Consider the following 13,239-nt stretch of genomic DNA (forward strand, 5'->3'; position numbering starts at 1 on the left):
TGGTGCCGTCTTGGGCCCGCGATGTCCGAGGCCCCCCTCTCGGGGGACTGTCGTCCAGTCGAGAGAGAGCAAGCGAACTCCCCATGGCGTCCAGCACTTCGTCCGGTACGTACGACATAGGCATCGACCTCGGCACGGCGAACACCCTGGTGTACGCGCGTGGCAAGGGCGTGGTGCTGAACGAGCCGTCCGTCGTCGCCGTCAACGCCGCGGGCGAGGTCATCGCCGTCGGGGCGGAGGCCAAGCGGACCATCGGCCGCACCCCCTCCGGGATCACCGCGATGCGCCCCCTCAAGGAAGGCGTCATCGCCGACTTCGACGCCGCCGAGCAGATGCTGCGCGCCCTGATGAAGAAGGCGCTGCCCAGCCGCCGCTTCTCCAAGCCGCGGGTCGTCATCTGCGTGCCCTCGGGTATCACCGGTGTCGAGCGGCGCGCGGTCATCGACTCCGCCCGGGGCGCCGGGGCCCGCGAGGTGCATCTCATCGAGGAGCCGATGGCCGCGGCGATCGGCGCGGGGCTCCCGGTGGACGAGCCGGTCGGCTGCATGGTGGTGGACGTCGGCGGCGGTACGACCGAGGTCGCGGTCGTCTCCATGGGCGGCCTCGTCACCGCCCAGTCCGTACGGGTCGCGGGCGATGCGCTGGACGCCGCGATCAGCGCGTACGTCAAGAAGAAGCACTCGCTGGCCATCGGGGAGCGCACCGCCGAGGACATCAAGATCGCCATCGGTTCGGCGGCCCCGACCCCGATCGGCGTCGACGAGGACGGTGAGCCCGACCACCGCGCCTCGTACACCATCCGAGGCCGCGACCACGTCAGCGGGCTGCCCCGGATCCAGGAGATCACCGAGGAGGAGGTCCGCGACGCGCTGGCCGAGCCCGTCGAGGCGATCGTCCGCGCCGTCCACCGCACCCTCGACGAATGCCCGCCGGAGCTCTCCGGCGACATCATCGAGCACGGCATCTCCCTCACCGGCGGCGGCGCCCTGCTGCGCGGTCTGGACCGGCGGCTGCGCGAGGAGATGGGCGTCCCGGTGCGGGTCGCGGACCAGCCGCTGGACTGCGTCGTCAACGGCACCGCCAAGTGCGTGGACGAGTTCGCGTCGCTGCACGGGCTGCTGACGGGCGCGAAGGACCAGCCGCGGCGGACCGTCCGGCTGTGAGGAACCGCGCGAGCGGACGCTGACGGCGGCGCCGCCACCCTCGGTGTGGTGGTGGCGGGTGTGCGCGTGACCGGTGGCGGTGTGCCGGGTGTCTGCCGTGTGACCGATGTGAGCGGTGTGACCGTGTCAGCGGTATGAGTGGTGCGGTCGGCGGCCCCTGACCGGTCGGCCGTGCCGCGCGCCTGCCCGGTCCGGCCGCCTGCCCGGTCCGTCCGTGCGCCTGCCCGGCCCGCGTCAGCTGCCGGCCGTGCGCGCCGAGAGGTAGCTCTCCAGCCCGTCGAGGATGCGCTCCAGGCCGAACTCCAGTGCTTGGCCCCGTGCGGCGGCATCGGCCTCGACGGACGCGACCGCGGCGGCGAGCGCGGGGAACCGGTCGGAGCGGCCGACGAGCAGTTCGTTCAGCGCGGCGCTCATGACCTGCTCGGGCTCGCTCGCCCGTGCGCTGCCCACCCCCATGGACGCCGACACCTGGCCGATGGCCCGGAGGTGGCCGCTCACCACCAGCACCGCGTCCAGCTGCTCGCCGCCGGTCAGGCCGGTGCCGGCGAGGGCGGCCACCGCGCGCTCGGTCCAGCCGAGTTCGTTGGGGCCCATGACGCGGGGGCCGACGGTCGCGCCCAGCAGCCAGGGGTGGCGCGCGAAGACCGCTGACAGCTGCCCGGCCCATTCGCGCAGCGCGGCCCGCCAGCCGTCGGGGGCGTGGCCGGCGGCGTCGGCCCGCACGGCCGGGGGTTCGCCCATCGCGGTGTCGATCATGAGCGCGACCAGCTCCGTCTTGCCCGGGACGTAGCGGTACAGGGACATCTTGGTGAAGTCCAGTTCGCCCGCGACCCGTTGCATGGAGACCGCCCCGAGCCCGCCGATGTCGGCGAGGGCGATGGCCGTACGGGTGATCCGGTCCAGACTCAGCGCCGGTTTGGGACCCCGGCTGGGGCGCTCGCGACCGCCCCACAACAACTCGGCGCTGCCCGCCTGATCCCCGAACACGCTGCTCTTCCCGTCTCCAGCCACCCCCGCATCCTAAAACCGTGTCCGAGGTATACGAAACTGCGTCCGGGGTATACAGAACAGTGTCCGTCGGATACGGTTTTTCTTGTGAGTGCGGCGGATCGACTGGCCGGCGCGGTGGACAGGCCGCGACGGATCGACGTGGGGAGCGTGTGATGGCGTACGGAGCGATGGCGGGCCGGGTGGCGGGGGAGCGGCCGGCGGTGCTGATCTCGGGGGCGAGCGTGGCCGGCCCGGCACTGGCCTACTGGCTGGGCCGCTACGGCTTCCGCCCCACCGTGGTCGAGGTGGCACCGGCCCTGCGCGGCGGCGGATTCGCGGTCGACTTCCGCGGGGCGGCGCAGCTGGACGTGCTGGCGCGGATGGGCGTCCTGGGCGAGATCCGCCGGTCCGGCACGGGCGGCGGCCCGATGCACTTCATCGACGACCAAGGCCGCCAACTAGCGTCACTGCCCCCGGAGTTCGCGGGCGGCGACGTCGAGATCCTGCGCTCGGAGCTGTCCCGCATTCTGTACGAGCGCAGCTTGTGCGGGGGCGGGCTGTACGGGCACGGGCTGTACGAGCACGGGTCGTGCGGGCGCAGTCTGAACGAGCACGGTCCGTACGGGGCCGCGGCTGGGGCGGCCGCCCCGGGTGCCCCGCCCGTCACCGAATATCTCTTCGGTGACTCCGTCACCTCGCTCACCGAGTCCGAGGACGGGGTCCGGGTCACCTTCGAGCGGGGCGCGCCGCGCACCTTCGACCTGGTGGTCGGCGCGGACGGTCTGCACTCCACCGTGCGGCGGCTGGCCTTCGGCCCCGAGGAGCGATTCGTCAGCCACCTCGGCTACTACGTCGCCGGCTGGGACCTGCCCGCCGCGGCCCCGGGCGGCGGTGTTCCGGCCGACGGCGTGCCGGTCGACGGCATGCCGGGCGGTGGTGTCCGGGGCCTCGCCGACCGGCCGGTGGGGTACGGCGAGCCCGGCCGGCTGATGAGTGCCGGCCGTACGGCCCGGCGGACCGGCGAGGCGGGGTACGCGGGCGAGGCGTTCTGCGTCTTCGCCGCCGCGGAGCTGACGTACGACCGGCGCGCTCCCACGGCGCAGAAGAAGCTGATAGCGCAGGCGTACGCGGGCGCCGGCTGGCGGACGCCGGAGCTGATCGAGACCCTGTGGGGCGCCAGGGACCTCTACTTCGACGCCATCAGCCGGGTCGATGTGCCGCGCTGGTCGGCGGGCCGGACCGTCCTCCTCGGCGACGCCGCGTACGGCGCGACGGTCGGCGGTATGGGCACGGGCTCGGCGATCGTGGGGGCCTACGTCCTCGCCGGTGAACTGGCCGCCGCGGGCGGCGACCACCGCGCGGCCTTCGCCCGCTATGAACGGCGCCTGCGGCCCTATGTCACACGGTGTCAGGAAGGCGGCCGGGGCGTGGGCGAGTTCCTGGCGCCGGCCACCCGGGAGGCGATGGCCGCGCGCAATGCCGCGCTGAACGACCCGGTCGCCGTCGCGGCCATGCTGGCGCAGGGTCAGGACCTCGCCGCGGACATCGTGTTGGAGGACTATCCGGCCAGGTGTGGCGGGGTGGCGCCATCGGTGACCGATGGCGGCGGATCCATACGCGGTGCGTGATGACCGGCAGCCGGTGTCGCGGAATGACGTGATCCACATTTGTCAAGGACTGGTGACCAGCGGTCAACAAGTGATCAAATCCGGTTATGCTACTTCCGGTTCGGCTACGGGCAGTTGCCACAGGTGACGTCTGTGGCGGCACCGTCCGTGGAGCCGTGGCCCATGAGTCGTCCTGTGATCTTTCGATGGTTTGAGGGTTTTGAGGGTGCAGATGGTGCGAGAAGGATCGTCGCCCGGGGGTCCGCGTCCCGCCTCGGTTCTCGCGTGGCTCGTGCCCACCGCGGTGACCGCCGTGGCCGCGGCCGTCGCCGCGGTGACGGTGCACTCATTGGCGCGGACGTCGGTCGTGTGGATCGGTGTGGCCGCCACCGTGGCGGTGGCCCTGGTCACCGCCGAGCTGTCCCGCCGCGGCCGGGTGATCGCGGAGCTGCGTGCGCGGGCCGCGGCGCAGCAGGCCGTGCTGGTCCGCCAGGAGGCGGAGAGCGTCCGGCTGTCGGCGGAGCTGCTGCCCGAGGCGGTGGCCCGGCTCGGCCAGGGCGAGTTCCCCGAGGACGTGCTCGCGTCGCTGTCGGACCGGATCGCCCGCCAGGCCCGGGAGGCGGGGCTCACCCCCGAGTTCGCCGCCGCCCACCAGGCCGTGCTGCGGTCCGTCCTGGAAGCCGTCGTCGCGGTGGAGGACCTGCGCGAGTCCGCCCAGCGGGCGTTCGTGAACATCGCCCGCCGGGTGCAGGCGATCGTCCACCAGCAGGCCCAGGAACTCCGTGAGATGGAGGACCGCCACGGCCAGGCGCCGGACGTCTTCGGCGACCTGCTGCGACTGGACCACGGCACGGCCCTCATCGGCCGCCTCGCCGACTCCATCGCGGTGCTCGGCGGCGCCCGCCCCGGCCGCCAGTGGAGCCGGGCGGTACCGCTGTTCAGCGTGTTGCGCGGCGCGATGTCCCGGATCATCGACTACCAGCGCGTCGAACTCCACTCCATCTCGGAGGTCGCGGTCGTCGGTACGGCGGTGGAACCGCTGATCCACGCCCTCGCCGAACTGCTGGACAACGCCACCCGCTACTCCCCGCCGCAGACCCGGGTGCATGTGACCGCCGTAGAGGTGCAGTCCGGTATCGCCGTGGAGATCGAGGACGGCGGCGTGAGCATGAGCGAGGAGGCCCGCAAGCGCGCCGAGCGGATGCTGCGGCAGGCCCAGCAGGGCATCGACGTCAACGACCTGGGGGAGACCCCGCGGCTGGGCCTGGCCGTGGTCGGCCGGCTCTCGCAGCTCTGCAACTTCCAGGTGTCGCTGCGCACCTCGGCGTACGGCGGGGTCCGCGCGGTCGTGATCGTCCCGCAGGACCTGATCACCACCGCCCCGGCGACGGGCCGCGCACACGGCATCGGCACCGCGTCGGGCCCCCGGACGGTCCGCACGGAGCACGCCGCCGCGCAGATAGCCGCGCACATACCCGCACAGGGCTCGCCGCGGACCGCGGTGCCCCCGCCGGCCGCGCCCGTCGCGCAGGCCCCGGTGGCGCCCGAACCGCCGCGGGCGGCGGACCTGCGGGACGACACCCTGGGCGACCTCCCGCAGGTGGCCGAGCGGACCTCGGGCGGTCTGCCGCAGCGGCGCCGCAAGGCGCGGGCCACGGCTCCCGCGGCGCCGCAGGTTCCCGGGGCCGCCCCGGCCCCCGTCACCGCTTCCCCCGCCCCCGCACCGGACGACGCACCGCAGGTGCAGCCCGGTATGTGGCTGGCGGCGTTCCAGAGCGGTCTGTCCGGCGAAAGCCAGACGCCCGCGTCCGCCGGCGCCTCCGGTGCGGCCGGTGCAGTCCGTGAGAAGAGTGACGAGCCGTCGGAAAAGAGTGAGTAGCCATGATTCAGCACCGGCCCAACATGGACTGGATGCTCAAGGACCTCGCGGAGAGCGTTCCGCAGACCCGACACGTCGTCGTGCTGTCCTCGGACGGCCTGCGGATGGCCCAGTACGGCACGGACACCGACACCGCGGACAGACTGGCGGCGGCCTGTGCCGGACTCCAGAGTCTGGCGGGCGCCGTCTCCGCGGAATTCCCGCAGAGCGACGGCCGGATGCGGATGGTCGTCATCGAACTGGACGGCGGCTTCTTCTACTTGATGGCGGCGGGCGCCGGGGCTTATCTGGCGGTGCTGGCCGACGAGGGAGTGGACGCGGGGCTGATAGGCCAGCGGATGCGGGATCTGGTCGCCCGCATCGGCGAGCACCTCAGCAGCCCACCGCGCCACGACGGACAGGCCGGATGAACCGGCCCGCCGAACGGCAGGGCAGGGCCGGGCGAAGCGGGGCGCAGGCATGAGCGAGGCGGACCAGGACTGGGAGGACCAGAGCCCCGAGCGGCTCTATGTGATCACCGGCGGGCGCAGTGGCACCTCCGGGAAGTCCGCCTCCCTCGACCTGGTCACGCTGATCGTGTCGAAGGCCGGCCCCAGGCTGGGGATGCAGCCCGAGCACGCCGCGATCGTGCGGCTGTGTCACTCCCCGCTGTCCGTGGCGGAGCTGTCCGCCTATACGCGGCTGCCGGTCAGCGTGGTCACCGTGCTGCTGGGTGATCTGCTGGCCGACGGCCGGGTGGTGGCGCGTGCGCCCGTCCCACCCGCTCAACTTCCCGACCGTGCCCTGATTGAGGCGGTGATCCATGGACTTCAACAGCTCTGAGACGCTTCTTGAGCACCCGGCCGAGGGGCCGCGGGCCGAGGACGAACTGCCGCAGACGGCCGCCGCCGCGGTCAAGGTGGTGATCGTCGGCGGCTTCGGCGTCGGCAAGACGACCCTGGTCGGTTCGGTCAGCGAGATCCGGCCGCTGACGACCGAGGAGACGATGACCCAGGCCGGTGTCGGGGTGGACGACATCGTGGGTGTCGAACGCAAGACCTCCACGACCGTGGCGATGGACTTCGGCCGCATCAGCCTCAACGACGAACTGGTCCTCTACCTCTTCGGCACCCCCGGCCAGCAGCGGTTCTGGTTCCTGTGGAACGGCCTGTTCGACGGTGCCCTGGGCGCGGTGGTGCTGATCGACACCCGGCGGCTGGAGGTCAGCTTCGACGTCATCGGGCGCCTGGAGGAGCGCGGCGTCCCGTTCGTGGTGGCCGTCAACACCTTCCCGGACGCGCCCGTCCACGGCATCGAGGAGCTCCGCACCGCCCTCGATCTGCCGGCGGAGGTACCGATCATCGACTGCGACGCGCGGCTGCGCACCTCCAGCCGCGATGTGCTGATGGCGCTGATGCGCTATCTGCACTCCCTCGCCGCGGCCTGAGACCCGCCACGGAAAACCGGAGAACGGGAACGCCGGGAGACCGGAGAACAGGGACACCGGAGAACGGGGACACCGGGGCAGTGGAGGGCCGGAGAACAGGAGAGCCGAGGAGGCGGAGAGGTGGGAGAACCGACGAGCCGCCCGGCGATTCCCTCCCCCCCGGTTGTCCTGAAGTATCCGGAGCCGGGCGCCGGATGCCGGGCTCCCGATACCTTGATCCGGCAGGCGGGGCAGCGGTGCGGTACGGCCGTACGGGACCGGCCCCGGGACAGGCAGGGGGAGTTGCGGCATGGTGGATCCCATCTCGATCGGTGCGGTCACGGCGGTCCTGGGCACGGTGACGATGTCCATGGCCAACGAGGCCGGGAAGCGGGCCTGGGAATCGGCCGGCGTACTCGTCCGGCGGATCGCCGGGCGGGAGACGCCCGCGCCGGACGGCAGCGAGGCGCGGGCGGCCCTGGCCGGACTGCTGGTCGAGGGCGCCCAGCGCGATCCGGCGCACGCCCGCGCCCTCGCCGCCTGGCTGAACGGCGCCCCGCGGCCCGGCGGCGCCGACGCCGTACCGCGTCAACTCCCCGTCTCCGTAAGGTTCTTCACCGACCGGCAGGACCCGCTCAAGCGACTCGACCGGGAGGCCGGGCGGCCGGCCGACGGGCGGCCGCGGCTCGCCCTGGTCCACGGCCCGGACGGTATCGGCACCAGCGCGCTGGCCGTCCACTGGGGCAACGCCCACCTGGCACGCTTCCCCGACGGGCAGCTGTACGCGGACCTGCGCGGCCCGGCGCCGGACGGCGCGCTCGACCAGGCCACCGTGCTGCGCCTCTTCCTCCGGCAGCTGGGGTTCCCGGACGGGGAGATCCCGCCGGCCGTCGAGGACCGTGCCGACCTGTACCGCACCAGCGTCGCGGACCGCCGGCTGCTCGTCGTCCTCGACCACGCGCAGTCCGCCGCCCAGGTCCTGCCGCTGCTGACCTCGGCGGCCGGGGTGTTCACGATCGTGGTGGCCCGCCGCCCGCTGAGCGGCCTGGACGCCGTACCGGTCCCCGTCGGCCCGCTGCCCGAGAAGTACGCCCGCGACCTCCTCGGCCAACTCACCGGCGAGGAGACCCTCGCCGCGGCGCGGGCCGCGCTGCCGGAGGTGCTCGCCCGGTGCGCCGGCTCGCCGTTCGCCCTGCGTGCCGCCGCCGTACGGCTGGCGGAGCCGGCCCGCCCGCACCAGGAGCCGCCCGTGCGCGACGACGACCCCGTCCACACCGCCGCCGAGGACGCCTACCAGGACCTCGCCCCGGACGCCGCGCGGCTCTACCGCCTGCTGGCGCTGCGCCCCTGGCCCGCCATCGGCCCCGGCCTGGCCGCCGCCACCGCGCAGCTCACCGCTCCCCGGGCCGCGGCGCTGCTCGCCGAACTGGCCGCCCACCGGCTGCTGGAGACCACCGCCACCGGCCACTACCGCTACCGCCCCTCCGTACGGCGGCACGCCGAGACGGCCGCCGCCCGCGAGGACGGCATCGCCGGCTGCACCGCCGCGGTGACCCGGGCGGTGGCCGCCTCACTGCGGTTCGCGGTACGTGCCGACCGCGCCGTGCTCCCCCAGCGCTGGCACCTGGGCCCGCTGTACGCGACGCTGGAGCCGGGCCCGTACGCCGACCAGGGCGAGGCGCTGGCCGCCCTCACCGGTGAGCTGGGTCGGCTCCTCGAAGCCGTCCGGGCCGCCGAGGAGTTCGCAGATCCGGACTCCGTCTGCCAGCTGTGCGAGGCGCTGTGGGCGGTGCAGCTCAAGGCGGGCCGCCATGACGAGCTGCTGCCCGCCCTCCGCGCGGGGGTGCGGGCCGCGGACGCGCTGGAGGCCGCGGCGCACGCCACCGTCGGCGCCCCCGCACCCGCCCCCGCCGCCGACGGCCTCGCCGCCCGCTCCCGGATGGCCGGGCGGATGCACACCCAACTGGCGCTGGCCCTCACCGAGGTGCGGCACTACGAGGAGGCCGAGTCCGAACTCCGCGCCGCCGCCGAGGCGGAGCGCCGGGCCGGCCACCTCCGCGGCCGGGCCACCGCCGTCGAGACCCTGGGCCTGCTCCGGCTGCGGCAGTGGCGCTACCGGGAGGCGTACGACCACTTCGACGAGGCCGCCGCGCTGCTCGCCGGTATCCCCGAGGACGGTGAGGGCGCCGCCGATCTGCCGCGCGCCCGTGCGCTCCTGGAGCGCCACCGCGGGCGTGCGCTGCGCGGCCTGCTCGACTGGGACGACGCCCGGGAACGGCTGGGGCGCGCCCTGCGCTTCTTCCGGGACAGCGCCGAACCGTACAACACCGCCCGCACCCTCACCGACCTCGCCGAGACCCACCTCGACGCCGGTGACCCGGCCGCCGCGCTGCCCTTGATCGACGAGGCGGCCGCCCTGCTCCAGGAGGAAGGGGCGGCCTTCCCCCTCGGCCTCCTCCGGGCGTTGCGCGAGCGGTGCGTGGCGGAGGCGGAGTGAGGGGGACGGGGTGAGGGGAAGGGCGGGCGTCAGCCGAGCGGGGTGACCGTGAAGTGGTGGGCGGTGGAGCCCGTCCGTACGGTCAGTCCGTCCGCCACCAGTTCCGCCGGTGCCGTGCCGCCGGCCAGTGCGGCGTGCAGCGCGGAGGCGCCGGCGGCCGGATCGGCGGCCGACGGCGCGGCGGTGAGCCGCAGCAGATCGCCCGCGCGGGTGCGTACGGTGCAGTCGCCCGGCCCCGTGACGTACGCGGCGAGCGCGCAGTGCGGCCACCGGGCCAGTACCTCGGCGCACCAGTTGGCCGGTGGTCCCAGCCGCGGATCGGCCGCGTCGCCGTACCGGAAGATCACATCTGCCGACGCCGCCGCCCCGGGGTCCGCGGTGTCCTCGTGCACCGCCAGATGCGCCGCCACGTCTCCCGCCGACCCCTCGCCCGGCGGTTCGCCGGCCGGTTCGTGGACCGGTTCCGCGAAGCGGCGCAGCGCGACCTCGCCCGCCCGCGGCAGCCGGGTCAGTACCCGCAGCGGGGCGGTGCGCAGCGGCGGATCGTACGGCGGCAGGGGCAGCGGGTCGAGCAGCGCGGGCCAGGGGGGCTCGGGAATCCCGATGAGGCGGTAGAAGACCTTCCGCAGCAGCGCCGCCGACTCGCCCGGCGCGGAGGTGGTCAGCGCCGCCGGGCCCGGCAGCGGACGGTGTCCGTCGAGCAGCGACTCGACCTGCCGCCGCAACGGCGCCCGTGGATCGAGACGCGGCGCCGTGCGGACGAACTCCGCCACCGGGGAGCGCGGGTCCAGCCCCGAGAGCGGTGCCGCGCCCAGGAGGACGGGGACGCCGAGCGCGGCCGCGTAGTAACTCACCGAACCGTGGTCCCCGATCACCGCGTCCGCGGCGAGCAGCGCCTGCCGCCACCCCTCCAGGGGGTCGAGCAGTGCCAGGCCGCCGCGCCGCGCCCGGTGCAGCCAGGCCCTGATCTGCCCGGGGCCGTGACCGTGCCAGATATTGGGGTGCAGAACGGCCGCGAGCCGGTACTCGTCGGCGGGGAGTTCGCCGGTCAGCCGGGGGAGCAGGGAGGGCAGCAGGTCCTCGGCGCCGCCGTCACCGAAGAGCGATTCCGGGTTCCAGGTGGAGTTCAGGACGAGCAGCCGCTGTCCGCGCCGTACGCCGAGGGTCCGGCGGAACCGGTCGCGGTGCGGACGGGCGGCCAGCATCCGGTCGAAGCAGGGATCCCCGCCGAGCACGGCGGTCGGCGCCGCCGACGGGCACGCGGCCCGCAGCCGTACCAACTGCTCGGGATGGGAGAGCACCATCGCGTCCGCGATGGGCGTACCGTCCGCGAGCAGCCACTCCGGCGACATCCCGAAAACAGGGGCGCCCGATCCGGTGTCGGGTGTCCGGCTCCCGGCTCCCGGCTCCCGGCTCCCGGCTCCCGGCTCCCGGCTCCCGGCTCCCGGCTCCCGGCTCCCGGCTCCCCGCTCCCCGCTCCCCGCTCCCGGCCGAGACGGCCAGGGCGACCGGTGTCCGCAGCGCCTGCTCCCACGGCAGCACCGGCACCGCCACCTCGGCGAGCAGCTGGGCCACCCCGGCCTGGAACGGCGACGACCCCGTACAGGTCGCCAGCAGCTGCACCCTGGTGTCGTCGCGGAAGAGCGGCAGCACATCCAGCAGCCGGGTCGCGGACGTGACGTTGTGCACCACGAACAGCACCCGCAGGCACCGCCCCCGGGTGTCCCACCGCCCGGACTCGTCCCCCACCGGGACGCGTATCCATCCGTCCGGCCGCTCGTCCACCCAGCCCCCTCGTCGCCTGTCCCGCCACACTGTCACCACGCGTACGGCCAGTCACGATAGCCGCGGGCGCGAGGGAGGGTGCCGTCCGGTGGTGGTAGCGCTACGCCGTCGTCGGCGCGGGGATCTCGCCGGCGCGGTCGACCGCGGCCCTGGTGAGGATCGCGGAGGTACCGACGACGGTTCCGGCCGGGCCGGCCTCGCCCGCCTCCGTGAGGACCGTGCGTTCGCCGAGGAACGCGTAGGTCGTCCGGTCGAAGATCCACTGGGTCTGGCGCCCGTGTGCCGTACGGGCGACGGCGACGCCCTCGCGGCCCGCGGCGTCGGCGGCCGTCCGGACCACCGTGACCCCGGGGATCTTCGCGGCGGCCCGGTAGAGCGCGGCGCCGACCCGCGGTGGTGCCCAGGTCTCGGCCAGCAGATCGCCGATCGCGGTGAAGGCCCGCTGGTCCGGGTCCCCGCCGCGGCTGCGGGCCTCGTCCCGGATCAGCTTCAGCAGGGCGTCCGGGTCGGTGGGCAGCGACGCGACGTACACATGGGTGGGGCTGTCGACCGACGGGCCCGCCTTGTGCAGCCTGCCCGGCCGGGGCGTCGCCCCCGGGCCGTCGAGGGTGTGGACGGGCCCGTCGGCACCGAGCGGGGAGGCGGGCCCGCCCCCCTCGCGCAGCAGGCCGGGGCGGCTGCCGTCGGCGGACAGCCACACCTGCCGGGTGTGCACGGGAGCCTGGGTCGCGGCGCCGCCCGCGGCGTGCTGCGCGGTGTAGGCGACCTTGCTCTCGATGTACACGAACTGGTCGGCGCGGGCCGTCGGTTGCCCCCCGTGGGCGGCGGCGAGTGCGATGCGGTCGAGGAGCCTGGTCGCGTCGGGGGCGCCGGGCGCGCCGCCGTCCGCGACCGCGGTGGGCCGGCCCCCGGGCGGGTCCGCGAGGTTCACCACGACGATGCCGCCGGCCGCCAGGGCGCAGGTGAGCGCCGGCACCATGATCCGGACCAGCCGCCGGCGCGGGCGCGCGGCCCGGAGGGTGCGGCCGCCGGCCGGTTCGGTGCAAGCGGCCTCGCGCAGCAGCGTTTCCTTCAGCAGCAGCGCGCGGTCGGGCTCCAGACCGGGGACCGGCGGCGGGGGCAGCAGCGCGGTGCGGCCGAGGCGTTCGGCCTCCTCGGACCGGGGGTGCGGGGTGGTGTTCATCGGTGGTTCTCCTGGGTCGAGGACCGGGCTGCGGGGATGCGGACCGGTACGGGCTTGCCGGGGGCGGCGGCGGGTGCCCCGCGCTCCGCCGCGAAGGGCCGTCCGGCGCCGGCCCGTACGGTCCGCGCGCGGGTGGCGAGGGTTTCCGCGTCGGCGAGTTCGCGCAGCCGGGTACGGGCGCGGGACAGGCGTGAGCGGACGGTGCCGACCGGCACCCCGAGCGCCTCGGCCGCGGCCGCGTAGTCCAGGCCGGCCCACACCACCAGGGTGAAGACCTCCCGGTCGCGGCGGCGCAGCCGGGCGAGTGCGGCGTGCGCGGCGCGCAGTTGCTCGGTGTCCGCGAGCCGGGTGACGAGATCGTCGGCGAAGTCCGGCACCGAGCCGCGTTCCGGGACGCGGGCGAGCGCGCTCTCGCGGCGCCGGCGGGCGCGGGCGTTGCGGCGCATCAGATTGGTGGCGATGCCCAGCAGCCACGGGCGCAGACCGTCCCCGTCGGGGCGCAGCTTCTCCCGGCCGCGCCATGCCTCCAGGAAGGTCGCCGAGACGATGTCCTCGGCCTCCGCCCAGTCACCCGTCACCCGCAGGGCATAGCGGTACAGCACTTGGGCGTGCTCGTCGTACAGCTCTCCCAGGGCGTCGCGGTCTCCGCCGCGGAAGCGATTCCTCATGAGCGTTTCCACACTCCGCCCTGCCCGGTCCGTTGCGCCGGTTCCGGTGACGTGCGCCACAC

At 74.7% G+C, this 13,239-nt stretch carries 11 protein-coding genes; 7 read left to right on the forward strand and 4 right to left on the reverse strand.

What is annotated here, in order from left to right; all coding sequences use genetic code 11:
- Positions 1-83: 83 nt before the first annotated feature.
- The gene (gene mreB / locus IH09_RS31200; protein ID WP_052860899.1) at positions 84-1,163 is read left to right on the forward strand and encodes a rod shape-determining protein; all 1,080 of its coding nucleotides are present in this window, start codon (positions 84-86) and stop codon (positions 1,161-1,163) included.
- 234 nt (positions 1,164-1,397) lie between these two features.
- Here the strand turns inward: mreB and IH09_RS31205 are convergent, their stop codons facing one another.
- On the reverse strand, positions 1,398-2,174 hold the full coding sequence (locus IH09_RS31205) for a TetR/AcrR family transcriptional regulator (RefSeq protein WP_318279607.1): 777 nt from the start codon (positions 2,172-2,174) through the stop codon (positions 1,398-1,400).
- Positions 2,175-2,326: 152 nt separating this feature from the next.
- Here IH09_RS31205 and IH09_RS31210 point away from each other — a divergent pair, with 152 nt between their 5' ends.
- The 6 genes from IH09_RS31210 (at position 2,327) to IH09_RS31235 (ending at position 9,541) form a co-directional block, all read left to right on the forward strand.
- Positions 2,327-3,781 carry a Rossmann-fold NAD(P)-binding domain-containing protein gene (locus IH09_RS31210; RefSeq protein WP_052860901.1) on the forward strand — a complete coding sequence of 485 codons (1,455 nt, stop codon included), beginning with the start codon at positions 2,327-2,329 and terminating at the stop codon, positions 3,779-3,781.
- 211 nt (positions 3,782-3,992) lie between these two features.
- Positions 3,993-5,639: an ATP-binding protein gene (locus IH09_RS31215; RefSeq protein ID WP_052860902.1), complete on the forward strand. Its 1,647-nt coding sequence runs from the start codon at positions 3,993-3,995 to the stop codon at positions 5,637-5,639.
- A gap of 2 nt (positions 5,640-5,641) precedes the next feature.
- Positions 5,642-6,049 carry a roadblock/LC7 domain-containing protein gene (locus tag IH09_RS31220; protein ID WP_052860903.1) on the forward strand — a complete coding sequence of 136 codons (408 nt, stop codon included), beginning with the start codon at positions 5,642-5,644 and terminating at the stop codon, positions 6,047-6,049.
- A 49-nt stretch (positions 6,050-6,098) separates the two neighbouring features.
- Complete coding sequence (locus tag IH09_RS31225) at positions 6,099-6,461, forward strand: DUF742 domain-containing protein (RefSeq protein WP_052860904.1); 363 nt, start codon at positions 6,099-6,101, stop codon at positions 6,459-6,461.
- Positions 6,442-7,065 (forward strand): GTP-binding protein, encoded by a 624-nt coding sequence (locus tag IH09_RS31230; RefSeq protein WP_052860905.1) that lies wholly within the window; start codon positions 6,442-6,444, stop codon positions 7,063-7,065. The genes IH09_RS31225 and IH09_RS31230 overlap by 20 nt, the downstream gene beginning before the upstream one ends.
- Before the next feature lie 289 nt (positions 7,066-7,354).
- Complete coding sequence (locus IH09_RS31235; protein WP_052860906.1) at positions 7,355-9,541, forward strand: tetratricopeptide repeat protein; 2,187 nt, start codon at positions 7,355-7,357, stop codon at positions 9,539-9,541.
- A 29-nt stretch (positions 9,542-9,570) separates the two neighbouring features.
- On the opposite strand, the gene IH09_RS31240 is transcribed toward IH09_RS31235, so the two are convergent.
- The 3 genes from IH09_RS31240 to IH09_RS31250 all read right to left on the reverse strand — a co-directional run bounded on the left by IH09_RS31240 (position 9,571) and on the right by IH09_RS31250 (position 13,177).
- Positions 9,571-10,893 carry a hypothetical protein gene (locus IH09_RS31240; RefSeq protein ID WP_052860907.1) on the reverse strand — a complete coding sequence of 441 codons (1,323 nt, stop codon included), beginning with the start codon at positions 10,891-10,893 and terminating at the stop codon, positions 9,571-9,573.
- A 533-nt stretch (positions 10,894-11,426) separates the two neighbouring features.
- Positions 11,427-12,509, reverse strand: a complete 1,083-nt coding sequence (locus tag IH09_RS31245) for a CU044_5270 family protein (protein ID WP_052860908.1) — start codon at positions 12,507-12,509, stop codon at positions 11,427-11,429.
- Positions 12,506-13,177, reverse strand: coding sequence for an RNA polymerase sigma factor (locus IH09_RS31250; RefSeq protein WP_110952694.1), 672 nt, complete (start codon positions 13,175-13,177; stop codon positions 12,506-12,508). Before IH09_RS31250 ends, IH09_RS31245 begins: the two co-directional genes overlap by 4 nt.
- Positions 13,178-13,239 lie beyond the last annotated feature (62 nt).

The sequence above is a fragment of the Streptomyces celluloflavus genome (assembly GCA_000720995.1).
Lineage (GTDB): Bacteria > Actinomycetota > Actinomycetes > Streptomycetales > Streptomycetaceae > Streptomyces > Streptomyces celluloflavus.